General features: G+C 26.6%; 16 protein-coding genes and 2 tRNA genes. 2 read left to right on the forward strand and 16 right to left on the reverse strand.

Annotated elements, in window-relative coordinates:
- Window positions 1–3: 3 nt before the first annotated feature.
- From B5D11_RS05185 to B5D11_RS05210, 6 genes are all read right to left on the reverse strand, one after another.
- Window positions 4–77: transfer RNA gene (locus tag B5D11_RS05185), tRNA-Gly, on the reverse strand.
- A 29-nt stretch (window positions 78–106) separates the two neighbouring features.
- Window positions 107–182, reverse strand: a tRNA-Pro gene (locus B5D11_RS05190).
- A gap of 91 nt (window positions 183–273) precedes the next feature.
- Window positions 274–744, reverse strand: a complete 471-nt coding sequence (locus tag B5D11_RS05195) for a metallophosphoesterase (protein WP_078681992.1) — start codon at window positions 742–744, stop codon at window positions 274–276.
- Window positions 745–767: 23 nt separating this feature from the next.
- Window positions 768–1,367: an XTP/dITP diphosphatase gene (locus B5D11_RS05200; protein ID WP_078681993.1), complete on the reverse strand. Its 600-nt coding sequence runs from the start codon at window positions 1,365–1,367 to the stop codon at window positions 768–770.
- Window positions 1,364–2,113: a ribonuclease PH gene (gene rph, locus B5D11_RS05205; RefSeq protein WP_078681994.1), complete on the reverse strand. Its 750-nt coding sequence runs from the start codon at window positions 2,111–2,113 to the stop codon at window positions 1,364–1,366. Before rph ends, B5D11_RS05200 begins: the two co-directional genes overlap by 4 nt.
- A gap of 45 nt (window positions 2,114–2,158) precedes the next feature.
- Entirely contained in the window at window positions 2,159–3,160 is a 1,002-nt protein-coding gene (locus tag B5D11_RS05210) for an AIR synthase family protein (protein WP_078681995.1), read from the reverse strand.
- An 83-nt stretch (window positions 3,161–3,243) separates the two neighbouring features.
- Here B5D11_RS05210 and B5D11_RS05215 point away from each other — a divergent pair, with 83 nt between their 5' ends.
- Both B5D11_RS05215 and B5D11_RS12530 read left to right on the forward strand, forming a co-directional pair.
- A complete protein-coding gene (locus B5D11_RS05215) occupies window positions 3,244–4,647 on the forward strand; it encodes a hypothetical protein (RefSeq protein ID WP_228201967.1) in 1,404 nt (467 codons plus the stop codon).
- 126 nt (window positions 4,648–4,773) lie between these two features.
- Window positions 4,774–4,941 carry a hydroxymyristoyl-ACP dehydratase gene (locus B5D11_RS12530; protein WP_127836524.1) on the forward strand — a complete coding sequence of 56 codons (168 nt, stop codon included), beginning with the start codon at window positions 4,774–4,776 and terminating at the stop codon, window positions 4,939–4,941.
- A gap of 395 nt (window positions 4,942–5,336) precedes the next feature.
- Here B5D11_RS12530 and B5D11_RS05220 read toward each other — a convergent pair whose 3' ends face one another.
- The 10 genes from B5D11_RS05220 to B5D11_RS05265 form a co-directional block, all read right to left on the reverse strand.
- Entirely contained in the window at window positions 5,337–6,884 is a 1,548-nt protein-coding gene (locus tag B5D11_RS05220) for a peptide ABC transporter substrate-binding protein (protein ID WP_180376958.1), read from the reverse strand.
- Window positions 6,885–7,165: 281 nt separating this feature from the next.
- On the reverse strand, window positions 7,166–8,599 hold the full coding sequence (gene gatB / locus B5D11_RS05225) for an Asp-tRNA(Asn)/Glu-tRNA(Gln) amidotransferase subunit GatB (RefSeq protein ID WP_078681998.1): 1,434 nt from the start codon (window positions 8,597–8,599) through the stop codon (window positions 7,166–7,168).
- A 22-nt stretch (window positions 8,600–8,621) separates the two neighbouring features.
- A complete protein-coding gene (gene gatA, locus B5D11_RS05230; RefSeq protein WP_078681999.1) occupies window positions 8,622–10,079 on the reverse strand; it encodes an Asp-tRNA(Asn)/Glu-tRNA(Gln) amidotransferase subunit GatA in 1,458 nt (485 codons plus the stop codon).
- Between the two features lie 26 nt (window positions 10,080–10,105).
- Complete coding sequence (gene gatC, locus B5D11_RS05235) at window positions 10,106–10,393, reverse strand: Asp-tRNA(Asn)/Glu-tRNA(Gln) amidotransferase subunit GatC (protein ID WP_078682000.1); 288 nt, start codon at window positions 10,391–10,393, stop codon at window positions 10,106–10,108.
- A gap of 113 nt (window positions 10,394–10,506) precedes the next feature.
- Window positions 10,507–10,779, reverse strand: a complete 273-nt coding sequence (locus tag B5D11_RS05240) for a hypothetical protein (RefSeq protein WP_323052673.1) — start codon at window positions 10,777–10,779, stop codon at window positions 10,507–10,509.
- 139 nt (window positions 10,780–10,918) lie between these two features.
- Entirely contained in the window at window positions 10,919–12,919 is a 2,001-nt protein-coding gene (gene ligA / locus B5D11_RS05245) for an NAD-dependent DNA ligase LigA (RefSeq protein ID WP_078682001.1), read from the reverse strand.
- Window positions 12,920–12,931: 12 nt separating this feature from the next.
- The gene (gene pcrA, locus B5D11_RS05250) at window positions 12,932–15,181 is read right to left on the reverse strand and encodes a DNA helicase PcrA (RefSeq protein ID WP_078682002.1); all 2,250 of its coding nucleotides are present in this window, start codon (window positions 15,179–15,181) and stop codon (window positions 12,932–12,934) included.
- Between the two features lie 199 nt (window positions 15,182–15,380).
- A complete protein-coding gene (locus tag B5D11_RS05255) occupies window positions 15,381–15,686 on the reverse strand; it encodes a YerC/YecD family TrpR-related protein (RefSeq protein WP_078682003.1) in 306 nt (101 codons plus the stop codon).
- A 340-nt stretch (window positions 15,687–16,026) separates the two neighbouring features.
- A complete protein-coding gene (locus tag B5D11_RS05260) occupies window positions 16,027–16,779 on the reverse strand; it encodes a pseudouridine synthase (RefSeq protein WP_078682004.1) in 753 nt (250 codons plus the stop codon).
- 72 nt (window positions 16,780–16,851) lie between these two features.
- Entirely contained in the window at window positions 16,852–17,502 is a 651-nt protein-coding gene (locus tag B5D11_RS05265) for a lytic transglycosylase domain-containing protein (protein ID WP_078682005.1), read from the reverse strand.

Below are 17,502 nucleotides of genomic sequence, written 5' to 3' on the forward strand. Positions count from 1 at the left end.
ATTTGGAGCGGGTGAAGGGAATCGAACCCTCGTAGCCAGCTTGGAAGGCTGGAACTCTACCATTGAGTTACACCCGCATGTAAAATATAAAATTATTTTAAATTTTTGGTCGGGGTGACAGGGATTGAACCTGCGACCTCATGGTCCCAAACCACGCGCGCTCCCATCTGCGCCACACCCCGTTATCGTGGAAGTTATTGCCGAACTCCCGACGACATAGATTATTCTACACGATATATTTAAATTCGTCAATAGTTATTTTAAATTTTTTTGTTATAGTTTTTTCAAATTTACATCTATTTTATTATTCTCAATTGTTAAGATTGCTATACTTTTACAAAAATCACGTGGAAGAGAAGCACTTCCAGGATTTATAAACCATATTCCTTTTTCATATTCCACAAGTGATTCATGTGTATGCCCAAATAAAACTATGTCTGCTTCTAATTCTTCTGCTCTATATTTTAAATTTGTAAGCCCATATTTTACATTATATTTATGTCCATGAGTAATAAATATTTTTTTACCTTCTATTTCTTCTAATATTTCTACAGGTACAGAAGTTACAAAATCACAATTTCCTCTTACATTGATAATTTTACCATTAAATCCATCTTTAAGAATATTTACATCATCTACATTATCTCCAAGATGTATTATTATATCTATATTTTTTACTATATTTTTCAATTTTTTTAATTCGTATGTATTTCTGTGAGTATCACTTATTACTGCTATTTGCATTTAATACTTCCCTACCTTTTATTTTATTTATAATACTTTCTTAATTCTTCTTGTAATTTTCTAAGTGCTTTAGCTCTATGACTTACTGAATTTTTCTCTTCTTCACTCATTTGAGCAAAAGTTTTATTTAATTTAGGAAAATAAAATAATGGGTCGTATCCAAAACCTTTCTCCCCTGCAGGTTCTTCTTTTATATATCCTTCAACTTCTCCTTGAACTTTTATAACGGTATTTTCATCTATAATAAGTACAATAGCACTTATAAATTTTGCTTTTCTTTCATCAAAAGATTTGCCTTTAAGAAGTGATAACAACTTTTTATTATTTTTTTCATCATTTCCATGTTCTCCTGCAAATCTTGCAGAATAAACTCCAGGAGCTCCTCCTAAAGCATCAACTGAAAGTCCTGAATCATCAGATAAAACCATACAGTCTTTTTTAATTTTAAATATTTCACTTGCTTTTTTATATGCATTTTCTATAAATGTAGTCCCATCTTCTTCTATATCTATGTTAATTCCTGCTTCTTTTAATGAAATTATATCTATAGGAAACTCAGATAAAATAGCTTTTATTTCTTTAATTTTATGTTCATTATTACTTGCAATTATAAGTTTCTTCATTTATTCTCACCAGTCCCTATCCATAAACAATCTGTTTTTAAAATATCCTTTTGTATCTGAATAATTTGTTTTATACCTTTTTCTCCTAAAGCAAGAAGTTCATCCAAGTCTTTTCTTGAAAAAGGACTTTCTTCTCCTGTACCTTGAATTTCAATAAACTCTCCTTCATCAGTCATAACTATATTCATATCTACTTTAGCATTAGAGTCTTCTAAATAACATAGATCTAATAATTTCATATCTTTAATAATTCCTACACTAACAGCACTTACAAAATTTCTAATAGGATAAACATCAAAAGGTTTTTCTCTATGAAGCTTATTTACAGCATCTACCAAAGCCACAAATGCACCTGTTATAGAAGAAGTCCTTGTACCTCCATCAGCTTGTATAACATCACAGTCTATCCATATAGTTTTTTCTCCTATAGCTTTTAAATCTACAACGGATCTAAGTGCTCTTCCTATAAGCCTTTGTATTTCCATAGTTCTTCCATCTATTTTTAATTTAGATATATCTCTTAATTTTCTAACTTGCGTAGAACGCGGAAGCATGCTGTATTCGCAAGTAATCCAGCCCTCTCCCTTACCTTTTAAAAATGGTGGAACTTTATCTTCTATAGAAGCAGTACATATTACCTTTGTGTCCCCTACTTCAATAAGTACAGATCCTTCTGCATGTTTTATGTAATTCCTAGTTATTTTAACAGGCCTTAACTGATCATTTTTTCTTCCATCTATACGCATTTTTTCCTCCTTTAAAATTCATAGACTATAATTATATATTAATCATTATATACCAAACTTATTAATTTTTTCATTTATAATAAATAATTCATCTCTTTCTGGAGGTTCAACCTCAATTTCAACATTGTTTTCTACAAGTATACCTTTTTCTTTAGTAACTTTACCTATTATAGAAGCGTTAATTCCATTTTCTTTAAATTTTTCTATAAGAGCTGCACCATCTTTAGTTGTAATAAGCATACTTCCTGAAGATATCAATCTTAAAGGATTTACATCAAATTTATTACATATTTTATAAGTTGAAGTACTTATAGGCATTTTTTCTTTATAAACTTTAAATCCTACTAAACTAGCCTTTGCCATTTCCCAAAGAGCACCAAGTACTCCCCCTTCAGTTATATCATGCATAGAATTTACCCCAAACTTACCAGCTATAACTCCTTCTTTTACTACACTTATCTTATTAATATATTCTTTAACTTCTATAATTTCTTTAAAAGACAATAAATCCTTTATGTATTCAAAATAATCATTTACTACTATATATGTGCCCTCCATACCTATGGATTTAGTTACTATAATATCATCTCCAATTTTAGCTCCTGATGTAGAAATAGCTGTATTATTTTTACCCTTACCAATTGCAGTACATGACACTATAATTTTATTAACAGCTTTAGTTATTTCAGTATGTCCTCCTAATATTTCTACATTTAATTTTTTTGTTTCTTCGTCTATCTCTTTCATAATTGAATCAATTTGTTCAATATCTGTTCCCTCTGGAGCAAGTATTGTTACAAGTATTCCTAATGGTTCTATACCTGTTGAAGCTATATCATTGCAATTTATATGAACTGCTAATTTGCCTATATTTCTTTCAGTACCAGTTATAGGATCTGTAGATAATGCACATTCATAATCTCCAAAATCTATTATACTGCAATCTTCACCTATACCAGGTCTTACCTTAACTTCTTTTCTATTAACACTTCTATTATTTTTTATAATTTTATTTAAATCATCCCAGTTTAATTTACCTGATTTCATAAAAATCTCCTTTCTTATAAAGCGGACAAGCACAATTTTAAAACTCACTTCATATTATTTATATAAGGATTAATTTTTTGGTGGTGTATATTTTGAATTATATAGGACCTTTTCTAAGAATAAACTCTTTAAAAAGTAACCAAGTTGAAAAACAACTATTTTATCTTTCAAAAGAAGCTATAAAGTACTTAACTTTAACCTCTAGATGCGGTATAACTATTCCTCAAAGTGAATTAAAAAGCAGAAACTTTCCTAATATTGATAATAACATAATTAACTCTATTTCTCCACTTTTGTGTATATACAAAAAGGCTCATCCTAAACTTATAAGCATTGGTAATAATCTTTGCTTTGATGAAGATGCTTTAAAAAAAGAAATAAATATTGAAAGTAATGGATTTATGACTTTATGTTTACTTGAACTTATAGAGTATTATAATCAATTTAAAGATATAGATAATAAAAAATACTCTTTAAGTAATTTATACTTAATATTATGCAAAAGGCAGTTGGAATTTTATGCAACTAATTTTAGGAACATAGAAGGAGTATTTGTAGATAAAAAGAATGTATCTCATAACTTAAATTCTGATTTTAAATTTGAAGAAAAAAATAAAAAATTCAAATATTCTGATCAGGCTATTCAAATGACAGCTTTTTATAAATATTCCTTATTTGATAAAACTAAATGTGGAGAAGAATATAGAAACTTTTCAATGGATATTTTAAAAATGTTTTTAGAATATAAAGATGAATTGTACCTTTGCTCTAGAGAAGAACTTATAAAGTTATGTTTCGCTTTTAATGTGTTTTATAAATATTCAAATATTCCAGAAGTAAAAATACTTCTTCTGGATTTAATGGAATTTTTAATTGAAGATAATGATTTTTCAAGTAAATCAGATATTAAAATAGAAGAAATCTGTTTAACATTGATAAACTCTATTCTTTTTTATAAAAGTACAAATATACTTAAATTTAAAGACATAAGTGAAGAAATATTTAAAGTTTTATTAGATATGTACGATCCTGAACTTGGAATATTTATAAAACCTTGTGAAAAAAAAGAAATATCTTATGGATGTTTAGAAATTTTGTCTTATCTTATTTCTATGTTATGTTATAATAATTTAATTGAAAAAAGCAAAGACAGCGATATGATTATAATAGATATTTTTAAACGTCAGATTATAGATTCAGAACTTATTTTAAGCTGGCCTCAAAGTCCTAATTTAGATGATGTAGAAAGGTACGAAAATTTTTCTGCAAAAGCTGAAAATTTACTTGATGAACAATTTTTTAGAATGTCTTTTGTTCCAAGCCCTGAAATTTGTGAACTTCCTCCAATTTTTATAAAAAATATTACTTATAATAAGAAAAAAGGCAGTTTCTCTCAAGGCAAAACTACTTTTGATAGTTCTAAAAATTTATTTATATTTTTTCTTATAATTTATATTACTAAAATATTTAACGAAAATAATTTATAAGTTTATATTATACAAATATTTAGTGGTTTTAACATTTAAACACTAATTTTACGTAACATAAAAAACACTATTAAGAACAAACTATAAATAATTAAAAATAATATAGATAAGTGGAGTGATGCTGTTATGACAAACATAAGCTGTTTGGAAAACTGTACCTATTGTGTAAACGGGAAATGCTCACTTAATTATATTTCAACTTCAACAAATTTATTAAATCTTACAAATAATTGTCCTTATTTTGTTTTAAAAGAATCTATAAATAAAGCAGGAGTATTGCAAAATAAAATCTAGTTTATAATTAAATCTACAATAAATATGTTTTCTAAACTTATGCTGTGCATAATCTATTTTGCACAGCATAGTATTTTTTTATTTTGTTAGATATTATGATTATCTGTAAATTTCAATATCCTCATAACTGTATTGTAATTGTAGTTCATTCTTTCTGTTTAATACAAATGTGCTCATTTTTTCAATTCTATTCTCATTTTATCATTTTTACTTTGATTTATTTACTTAAAGCTCCGTCCCATCAAGCAAGCTAACTATTATCTTCTCACCTTCACACACCATCATCTTCTCTACCAATCTAAAATACATATCAACATCAAAATTCTCTAACAATTATGCATCAGCTAAAATTTCCATAAACTTTTTGCCTGAATTAATTATATTATAAAATGTATTTATTCTATATAAGCTCTGTCAAATTTAACATTACCTTCTGAAGTTACATATACTCCTTTTACATTATTTTTTCTACATAGTACAGCGTTATAAAAATATAGAGGTATGCTAGGAGTATCGTTAATGAATATTTTTTCTATTTGTTCTATTGTTCCTTTTCTTATATTTTTATCTTTTTCAAATTTAGCTTTAAATATTAATTTGTCAAATTCACTATTATTATATCCAAATAAATTATAATTTGAACTTGAAGTCCAAGGTTCAAAAACTGAAAGAGGATCTTTATAAAGTAAAGAATAATCTACTTTTACCATATCATAATCTCCTATTTTTATATTTTCTAAAAATTGATCTTCATTATATCCAATACATTTTACATTTAATCCTAATTTATCTTTTATATTTTTAGCTATAGCTTCACATACCTTTTTATTTTCAATACTATTTAAATAAATTAATTTTAAACTTGTACTTTTATCATAATCTTCATTTTTATTAATTTCTTTATCTAAAATTTTATTATTTTTATCATTAAAAGGTATATAAGAATTTGCCTCTACAACCATTCCATTTAAAGTTTTTTCAACTAAATTTTTCTTATCAATAGAAGATAATACTGCTTTTCTAAAATCATTTTCTTTTATAATACTCTTACTTTTTAAATTAAAATTAATACTAGACCCTTTATTAATTGGTATAACTTCTGCTTCTTCATCTATAATAAGATTTTTAATTTCATTAATAGGTGGATCCATAAAAATATTAATATTTGAATTTTTAAAACTTGCTAAAGCACTTTCACTACTTTTACTTGAAGTTATGTATATTTTTTCACTTTTTACAAAATAAGGTTCATAATAATTGCCATTTTTTAAAAGTGTAATTTCATCATTTAAAGATATATCATCTATTTTAAATGGGCCAGTATATTTAATATTTTTATAATTTTCTCTAAATTTTTCAAGTCCTTTATCCATTTCTCTAAGTGTGTATATAGGCTGACTTAAGATTTCTAAAAAATAACTTGTAGGAGAATTTAATCTTATTTGAAGAGTTTTCTCATCTTGTGCTTTTATAGCAACATTATCGAAATTTTTTTTGCCTTTATTATATTCTTCTGCACCAAATATAGAATATAACTGATATGCATATATGTTTTCTCTATTAGGATTTAAAAATTCTTTGAAAAAATTGACAAAATCTTCAGCTTTTATTTTTGTGCCATCGCTCCATTTAGCATTTTCTCTAAGATTAAATGTATATGTTATACCATCTTCACTAATAATCCAATCTTTTGCAATACCTGGAACAATTTCCCCATTTTCATCTACTTTAACTAAACCTTCAAATACAGCCAAAATTAAATCCATTTCTCTTATATTGTTTTCATTTAACTGAATTAAATCTTTAGGAATATCTCCTAAATCATAAATTAAATAATTATTGACTCTACTACTATCTTTAAAAGATGCATTTGTTTTCTTTTCAATACAACCATTAAAAAATAACATCATAAATATAATTAAGCATAAAACATATTTTTTCATAAGTTTATTCCCCCAACTGTAGCTTTTTAAATTATATATTTTAATTTTAGCCATTATTATATAAATTTAATCAAATTAGTATCTATGAATATATACTTATAAAATTTAAATAAAAATTTTAGATGTCCAAAGCTTTAAAATTTAATAAGCCTAGCAAAATAATAATTTCTCTCTTTTAGGAGTAAAATATATTACCCCTTTAATTATTATTTTACTAGGCTATAATTTAGTTTTCTTATTGAGCATCTATATTTATATTAATTTATTTAATTTTTCTATATTTATATTAATTTATTTAATTCTTCTGCTACTAATTTATTTGCAATTTGAGGATTAGCTTTACCTTTAGTTTCTTTCATAACCATTCCAACTAAAAATCCAATAATTTTAGTTTTACCATTTTTAAAATCTTCTACAGCTTTAGGATTAGACTGTATAACTTTAACTACAGCTTCACGAATAGCCTCTTCATCATTATTTTGAATAAGTCCTTTTTCTTCAATTATAATCTTAGGATTTTTTCCTGAAAAGAACATATCTTCTAAAACTTTTTTCCCTATATTGTTTGAAATAACTCCTGTATTAATAAGATTAATAAGATCACTTAAATCTTTAGGCGTAAACTTTAATTGAGAAACTGTAATGTTATTTTCATTCATAAGCCTTGAAATATCTCCCATAAGCCAATTAGAAGCAGCCTTTGCATCTTTACTTTCTTTAGCAGTTTCTTCAAAGAAATCTGCCATATCCATAGATAAAGTTAAAACTCCAGCATCGTATTTAGGAATACCATATTCTTTAACAAATCTTTCAGCTTTTTCATGAGGAAGCTCTGGTATTGTTTCTCTTATTTGATTTATCCACTGTTCACTTACATTAAGAGTTACCAAATCACCTTCTGGAAAATACCTGTAGTCATTTGCTTGCTCTTTGCTTCTCATAACTACAGTTTCACCTTTTGTTTCATCCCATCTTCTTGTTTCAACTGAAAGTTTTTCTCCATTATTTAACGCTTTAACCTGTCTATTATATTCATAATTTAATGCTTTTTCTAATGCTTTAAAAGAATTCATATTTTTTATTTCCGATTTAATTCCAAATTCACTACTACCTTCTGGTCTTACAGATATATTCCCATCACACCTTAAAGATCCTTCTTCCATTTTAACATCAGATACTCCAATAGAACTTAATATACTTTTTAATCTTTGAAGATAAAGTGTGGCTTCCTCAGGAGTTCTTATATCAGGTTTTGAAACTATCTCAATTAAAGGTACTCCAGCTCTATTATAATCTACCAAAGTTCCTGCTGAAGTATGAAGAAGTTTTCCTGCATCTTCTTCTATATGTATTCTTTCTATACCTATTTTCTTTTTATCTCCATCTGAAGTTTCAATTTCTATATATCCATCATAACATAATGGAATTTCATCTTGAGTTATTTGATAATTTTTAGGGTTATCTGGATAAAAATAATTTTTTCTATCCATTCTGCTTACATTATGTATTTTACAGTTTAATGCAAGGCCTGCTTTTATACCATATTCCACAACTTTTTTATTAAGCTGAGGAAGTGAGCCTGGAAGACCTAAACATATTGGACATACATGTGTGTTTGGCTGTCCTCCAAATTCAGTTGTACATGAACAATATATCTTAGTATTTGTTGAAAGTTCTGCATGAACCTCCAGCCCTATGACTGCTTCGTATTTCATTATCTTCCCTCCTGTAAGTACTTTAAATATTCGGTTCCATATTATGCCATTTAGTTGATTGTTCATAACTATAAGCTAAATTAAATAATACATCTTCTCTAAAATAGTTCCCCATAAACTGAAGTCCTACTGGAAGTCCATTTACCATACCACAAGGTACTGATATAGCAGGTATACCTGCTATGTTTACAGGTACAGTATATATATCTGACAAATACATAGAAAGTACATCTTTTGACTTTTCTCCTATTTTAAAAGCAGGTGTTGGAGTAGTCGGAGATATAACAGCATCATAATTTTTAAATACTTTTTCAAAATCTTGTTTGATAAGATTTCTTACTTTTAAAGCTTTTTTATAATAAGCATCATAATAGCCTGCTGAAAGCACATATGTTCCAAGCATTATTCTCCTTTTAACTTCTTTACCAAAACCTTCACTTTTAGAATTATAATATATATCAATTGCATTATTAAAATTTTTAGATCTATGCCCATATCTAATGCCATCAAATCTAGCTAAATTTGATGAAGCTTCTGCACTTGAAATTATATAATAAGCTGCTAAAGCATATTCTGAAAGAGGAAGAGAGCATTCTTCTACTATAGCTCCATTTTCTTTTAAAACATCAATAGCTTCCATAATAGTTTTTCTTACATCTTCATTTAATCCTTCTTCAAAATATTCCTTTGGTACTCCTATTTTCTTACCTCTTATATCTTTAGTTAAGCTTTTTGAATAATCTTGAACAGGAACTTCTGCTGTTGTAGAATCTCTATTATCAAAACCTGCAATATATTGTGTAACAAGAGCACAATCCTCTACATCTCTTCCTAAAGTACCTATTTGATCAAGTGTTGAGCCAAAAGCAACAAGACCATATCTTGATATCCTTCCATAAGTAGGTTTTAATCCTACAACTCCGCACAAGGATGCAGGCTGTCTTACTGACCCTCCTGTTTCAGAACCAAGAGTAAGAGGAGATTCAAAACTTGCAACTGCAGCAGCAGATCCACCTGAAGAACCTCCTGGAACTCTTTCTAAATCCCATGGATTTCTAACTAATTTATACGCACTATTTTCATTAGAAGATCCCATAGCAAATTCATCCATATTTAATTTTCCTAATATAACAGCATCTTCTTTTTTTAATTTTTCTACTACTGTTGCATCAAAAGGAGGTTTATATCCTTCTAACATTTTTGAAGCACAAGTATTTTGCATATTTTTAACGCTTATATTATCTTTTATACCTATAGGTAATCCCCCTAAGGCTCCTAATTTTTCTCCTTTAGCAATTTTTTTATCTAATTCTTTTGATTTTTCAATAGCTTCTTCTTTTGCTAAATAAAGATATGCTCCTATGTTTTTATCTATATTTTCAATTCTATTTATAAAGCTTTCAGTAACTTCTTCTACCTTTACTTCTTTTTTATCTATAAGCTCTTTTAATTCATGAGCTTTTAACTTATGTAGTTCCACTAAAATTTCCTCCTTTTAATAAGAATCTATTCTATAACTTTAGGAACTAAAAAATATTCTTCTAATTTATCTGGTGCATTTGATAGCACATCTTCAAGTTCCATAGATGGTTTAACTTCATCTTCCCTTAATCTATTTTCGATATAATAAGGATTTACTATTATATCTACATTATCAGTATCTAATTCATTTAATTTGTCAATATATCCTAATACACTATTTAAATCATGTATTAGAGCATCTTTTTCATCTTCTGTAAAATTTAATCTAGCAAGTTCTGCAACATATTCTACATCTTTTTTAGTAACTGACATTTTCCCACCTCTTCCATTTATAATAATTAATATTTTACCACAAAATAAAGTTTTTTAGGCTACAATACTAAAAAAATACATCAATATAAAAATATTGATGTATTTTTAGTAATTTATTGTACTCTCATAAACCTAAAAATTACAGAGCCAAAAGCCATAAGAAAACAAATCCCTGTGTACACTAAATCTTTAAAACTGGATTTTAAGTAAAAAATTTTTACTCCCCAAATTATCATGGTAAAAAATAAACACCACTGAAGAGTATAATATCCATAAAAATATTTTATGTACACAAAATGATATGTTGAAAGCATTGTAAGTATTAAAGCTAAAAATGTAAATAAAACTCCAATCCAGCCTAGTATGTTTATAGCTTTTTTAATCATATACTATGCCTTCCTCTCTTTTTCAAAATAATTATAAATTATTTTGAATAATATTTAAAAAATAAAGTTTTTATCCACAATATATAATAATATTAATTTTAATTGTTGTAAAGAGTTTTTCTATATATTTACAAATATTTTACAGCATAGAAATAAATTCTTCTTCTGATAATATTTTTATTCCAAGTTCTAAAGCTTTATTATATTTAGAACCAGGATCTTTTCCTGCAATTACATAATCTGTTTTTTTGCTTACACTTTCTGAAACTTTAGCTCCTAAATTTTGAAGCTTTTCTTTTATTTCACTTCTGCTATAATTTTTTAAACTTCCTGTTACAACTATAGTTTTACCCATAAAAGTATTTTCTATTGCAGTAATATCTTTAAAATAAGGTTTTATACCTAAATTTAAAAGTTCATTTATACTATTTGCTATTTTTTCTTCTTTAAAAAATTCTATTATACTTTTTGCTACTATATCTCCTATATCTTGAATGGAAGTAAGTTCTTCAAAATCAGCTTTTTGTAAATTCTCTAATGTTTTAAAATTTTTAGCTAAATCTAAAGCAGTTTTTTTCCCTACATTAGGTATTCCAAGAGCATATATAAAAGACGATAAATCACAATTTTTGCTTTTTTCTATAGCATTTAATAAATTTTGAGCTTTTTTTTCTCCGAATTTCTCTAACTTAAGTAAATCTTCTTTTTTTAACCTATATAAATCTGCAATAGACTTAATATCTAATTTTTCAAAAAGAGCTTCTGCTGTTTTTTCACTAAATCCTTCAATATTCATAGCTTCACGACTTCCAAAATGAACAATACTTTTAATCATTTGAGGTTTACAAGATAAAGTATTTTCACAAAAGTAATGAACTCCTTCTTGTATAAGTTCGCTGCCACAATATGGACAATATTTAGGGGGTTCTATTTCTTTGCTGCCTTCTAATGTATCTTCTACAACACCCATTATTTCAGGAATTACATCATTTGAGCGACGTACAAAAACATCACATCCAATCCTTACACCTTTTCTTTTTATATCATCCATATTATTTAAAGTTGCTCTCTTTACAGTAGCACCAGCGAGCTCAACTGGCTCAAGAATTGCAGTAGGAGTAACTCTTCCACTGCGTCCTACATTCCATTCAACATCTAAAAGCTTTGTTGTAGCTTCTTGTGCTTCGAATTTAAAAGCTATAGCCCATTTAGGAAATTTAACAGTATATCCTAAAAGTTCTCTGGTTTTAATATCATCAATTACTATAACTGCTCCATCTATATCATAATCTAACTCATCTCTTATATTTTTAATATAATCTATTTCAGTTTTTAATTCCTCTAAATTTGTACAAACTTTTATATAATCGTCAACTGGGAACCCTTTTTCTTTAATAAAATTCATCATGTCTATATAACTTTTAAATGGTTCTCCTTCTGTATATCCTATATCATAAAAAAATGCTGAAAGATTTCTTTTAGCTGTTTCTTTTAAATTCAAATTTCTAAGAGCCCCTGCAGCACCATTTCGTAAATTTTTAAGTGGAACTTCAGCATTTTTGTTGTATTCATTAAAAGCTTTTTTAGTCATTATAGCTTCTCCATGAATTTCAAATAGATAATCATTATCTATCTTTAAAGGAATGGTTTTTATAGTTTTAACTTGTGGTGTAATATCTTCTCCCACGCTTCCTGTGCCTCTTGTAGCAGCCTTTATTAATATTCCATCTTTATCGTATGTGCAGTTTATTGTAAGTCCATCAAATTTTTTAGTAACTACAAATTTTAATTCAGGTAATTTTTCTTCGTGACTTATATTATATTCATATACAAATTTTTTAACTTTAGTAACCCAATCTTCAAGTTCTTCTAAAGACTGAGCTTTATCAAGACTCCAAAGCCTACCTTTATGTATATATTTTTGAAATTCAGATAATACAATATCCCCTACTCTTTGAGTTGGTGAATAAGGTAAAATATAATTAGTCTCTTTTTCTAATTTTAAAAGTTCATCATATTTTTCATCATACTCTTTATCTGAAATAGAAGGATTATCTAAAACATAATAATTATAGGCATGTTTATTAAGTTCTTCTACAAGTTCATGTATTTTTTTTATTTTAATATCTTTATCTACCATGAAATCCCTCCATTAAATTGCTTCAAGTGGTGCCAATCCAAGCATAAAATTTTTAATTCCATGTGTATTAAAAGCTATTGTTAATTTTACATCATTTCCATCTTTTGCAACGCTTACTATAGTTCCAATTCCAAATTTAGCATGCCTAACCTTTCTTCCAAGAGTAGCTTCATTAATTGTCAATGTTTTACCTGATAATTGACTTTCTAAAGAAGAATTTTTATTTGAATTGTAACTTTGAGAATTTATTCCTATATTATTAATATTATTAGAATTAAATAATTTATTATTAAAAAATTTATTTTCTTCAACTTTTTGCTTATAACTTTGACTTCCTATATATTCTTTAAGTTCATTTGGTATTTCACTTAAAAAGTCAGAAGGTGAATAAGCTACAGTTTTCCCAAATACTCTCCTTACCTCAGCAGAAGTCATATATAATTTTTCTTTAGCCCTAGTTATACCTACATAGCATAGTCTTCTTGATTCTTGCATTTCACTTTCGCTATTTAAAGATGCTGCTCCTGGAAATATTCCATTTTCCATACCAACCATAAATACTACTGGAAACTCTAAACCTTTTGCACTATGAATAGTCATAAGTACAACACTGTCAGCTTTTTCATCAAAATTATCTATATCTGAAACCAATGTAACTTTTTCAAGAAATGCAGATAAACTTGTATCTTCTGAAGTCTGTTCAAATTCTACAGCTGCAGATACTAATTCCTTGAGATTTTCTATTCTGCTTTCATCTTCTACATCTTTTGAAGCTTTAAGCTCTTTTAAGTAACCAGATTCTTCTAGTATTGTTTCTATAAGTTTTGAAACAGGAATTTCATCCTTTTGTCTAATAAATCCATTTATTAAGCTTACAAATTTATTTATAGAATTTATAGCCTTTTGTGTAAGTCCTGGAACATATTCTATATCTAAAAGTGTACTATATAAGGCTTCTTCATTGCTATTTGCAAATTCTTGTATTTTAGCAACTGTTGTTTCTCCAATACTCCTTTTTGGAACATTAATAATTCTTTGAAGACTTATATCATCAACAGGATTATTAATAAGTCTTAAATAGGCTAATATATCTTTAATTTCTTTTCTATCATAAAATTTCAATCCACCAATAAGTCTGTATGGAATATCATTTTTTATAAAAGTATCTTCAAATATACGAGACTGTGCATTAGTTCTATAAAGTATAGCAAAATCGCTAAAATTTTTACCTTCTTCTCTTATCAATCTCTTTATTTCAGAAGCTACAAAATTTCCTTCATCAGTATCAGAAAAAGCTCTATATATTTTTATTTTTTCTCCTAAATCATTAGTAGTTTTAAGAACTTTATCTTTTCTTTCATAATTATTTCTTATAACAGAATTAGCTGCATTTAAAATATTTGCCTTTGACCTGTAATTTTGCTCAAGCTTAATTACTTTAGCTTCTGGATAATCTTTTTCAAATCCAAGAATATTGCGAATATCTGCACCTCTCCATGTGTAAATTGCTTGATCATCATCACCTACAACACATATGTTTCTGTGTTTGTCAGCTAAAAGTTTAACTAATTCATATTGTGCCATGTTTGTATCTTGATACTCATCAATCATAATATATTTAAATTTTCTTTGATAAAATTCTAATACATCTTTATGTTCTCTAAAAAGCTGTACTGTTTTAAATATAATATCATCAAAATCAAGAGCATTATTTGCTTTAAGCCTTTTTTGATAAAGCATATATACGTCAGCAATTTTATTCATTCTATAATTATGTTCATATTCTATTTTAAATTTTTCTGGAGAAATTAATTTATCTTTTGCATCTCCAATTTTATTTATTATTTCTTTAATATCTATCTCTTTTTCATTTATATTATTAAGTTCTTCTATACACTGCTTAATTAATGTTTTCTGATCATATGTATCATATATAACAAAATTTTTATTATATCCAAGCTTATCTATTTCACGTCTTAAAATTCTTACGCAGCTGGAATGAAAAGTTGAAACCCACATATTATCAACTTCTGAACCAACTAAATTTCTAATCCTATCTTTCATTTCACCTGCTGCTTTATTTGTAAATGTAATTGCAAGTATAGAAGAAGGATAAATGCCTAAATCTTTTATCATATGTGCTATTCTATAAGTTAAAACTCTAGTTTTCCCTGAACCTGCTCCTGCAAGTATTAAAAGTGGACCATCTATAGTTGTAACAGCTTCATATTGTTCTTTATTTAAAAGCTTTTGTAAGTCCATATTTTTCTCTCCTTTTATAGAAAATATAAACATTTATTTATTACATACCTATCATTATATCATATTTTAATTATATTAAAACAATGGCATCATAAAATAGCCACAAATCAAGTGTTTTAATTAAACTTACTAAAGTTTAATTAAAAGAAAAACACTAAAATTTGTGGCTATTTAGAAACATTTTTAATTTATTATTTATTTACTCTTCTTTCCAATTAATTCTTTCAAAAACAAGATTATATCCATCACTGCCATAATTTAAAGCCCTATTAACTCTGCTTATAGTTGCTGTACTTGCTCCAGTTGCATTTGCTATGTCAAGATAAGTTTTTTTCTGCTTAAGCATCTTTGCAACCTGAAGCCTTTGTGCTAAATCTTTAATTTCATTTACAGTACATATATCTTCAAAAAATCTATATACTTCTTCTTTATTTTTTAAACTTAAAATAGCTTCACATAAAAAATCTATTTCCTTACTTTTAAGTTTTGAATTATAATCTGACATATTTACCTCCAAGATATTCCCTGCTCGGATTATTACATTATATGTATTTATTCTAACATTTTTTAATATATATTTCAAAGTAAACTTAACTCTTTAAACAAAAAAGTATATAAAAATATTAAATTCTTACTTGTTTAAATAAAATTCATATGAAACCATAATTTCATTTTTTAATTTAAAAATTAAATCAAAAAATGAAAAACAGTCCTTGGGGCTGGACTGTTTTATTAATAAATAAAAAGGGGGCTATTAATTCTTTTTATTTATCCTTGCAAGATTATTATAATAAATTTATATATAAAATGCAATACTTTTGCAATATAAATTTGTAAATGACATATTAAATGAATGATAATCCTTCATTTTTAAGCTGACTGGTGATATTTTTTAACATTTCTACTTCTTCTTTAGACAATTCTCTGCTTTGCCCTTCTTCTAAATTTTCATCAAGTTTAATAGGTCCAAAACTAATTCTTTTTAAATACACTACATTTTTATTTAAACTATTAAACATTCTCTTAACTTGATGAAATTTACCCTCTTGAATAGTGACTTTAACTTCTGAACCATCTCTCCCAGAATTTAATATTTCTAGTTTAGCAGGCATACATTTATAACCATCATCTAATATAATACCTTTTTCAAATGCTCTTACATCATTTTCATCAACTGCTTTATCTATTTCAGCATAATAAACTTTATCAACATGCCATTTAGGAGATATTAATTTATGATTTAATTCACCATCATTAGTAATTAAAAGAAGCCCTACAGTATCTTTATCTAATCTTCCTACAGGGAAAGGATTAAATACTTTATATTCATCTTCAATTAAATCTATAACAGTTTCATCATATTTATCAAAAGTTGCAGAAACTACTCCATCTGGTTTATTCATCATTAAATATATATATTTCCTATAATTTACTACATCACCCCATACCTTAATTTCACTTTTTTCAGGATCTATAAGCATTGAACTATCTTTAGCAATAACACCATCTATTTCAACTTCTTTATTTTTTATAAGGGCTTTTACTTCCTTTCTTGATCCATATCCTAAATTAGCTAAAATTTTATCTAACCTTTCCATTTATATACCTCACTTTCTTTGTATATATTATAACCTTTAATAAAATAAAAAACAGCCTGTTTAAGACTGTTTTTACTTATTATAATAGCTCATAACCTTTTTTACATAGTTTTGAGTTTCTTTATATTTTGGTATACCATTGTATTTTGCTACTGCTCCTGGACCTGCATTATAAGCTGCCAATGCAAGTTCTTTTGAATTACCATACATATCTAAAAGGCTTCTTAAATATTTGGTACCACCATCTATATTTTGCTCGATATCATAAGGATCTGTAACTTTTAAAGATTTAGCAGTACTAGGCATAAGCTGCATAAGTCCCATAGCTCCTGCACTTGACTTAGCGTTAGGATTAAATCCTGATTCTTGCTTTATAATAGCTAAAATAAAATCTTTGTCTACATTATATTTTTTAGAAGCTTTTTCTACTGCTTCTTCAATAGTAATATTGTTGCTTTTTATATCACCATTGATTTCTTCCTTCATATTAGTTATAAATTTTACAGGTTGAATTTCAGTATAATTTAATTTATTTAAATCTTCTCCTAATAAACCTAATAAATTTATTTCATTTTCATTGTTTTTCATGTTATCTATCAAACTTTGAAAAACAACTTGAAAAGAAGATGAATTTTCTCCTAAAATACCTTTAAATGCTTGAGTTAAAAGCTGTATTTCTAAAAATTTCTGTATAGTACTTTGATTATTATTTTCTACATTCAA

Origin of the sequence: Clostridium sp. USBA 49 (assembly GCF_900167505.1) — a bacterium.
Taxonomy (GTDB): Bacteria; Bacillota; Clostridia; order Clostridiales; family Clostridiaceae; genus Clostridium_AT; species Clostridium_AT prolinivorans.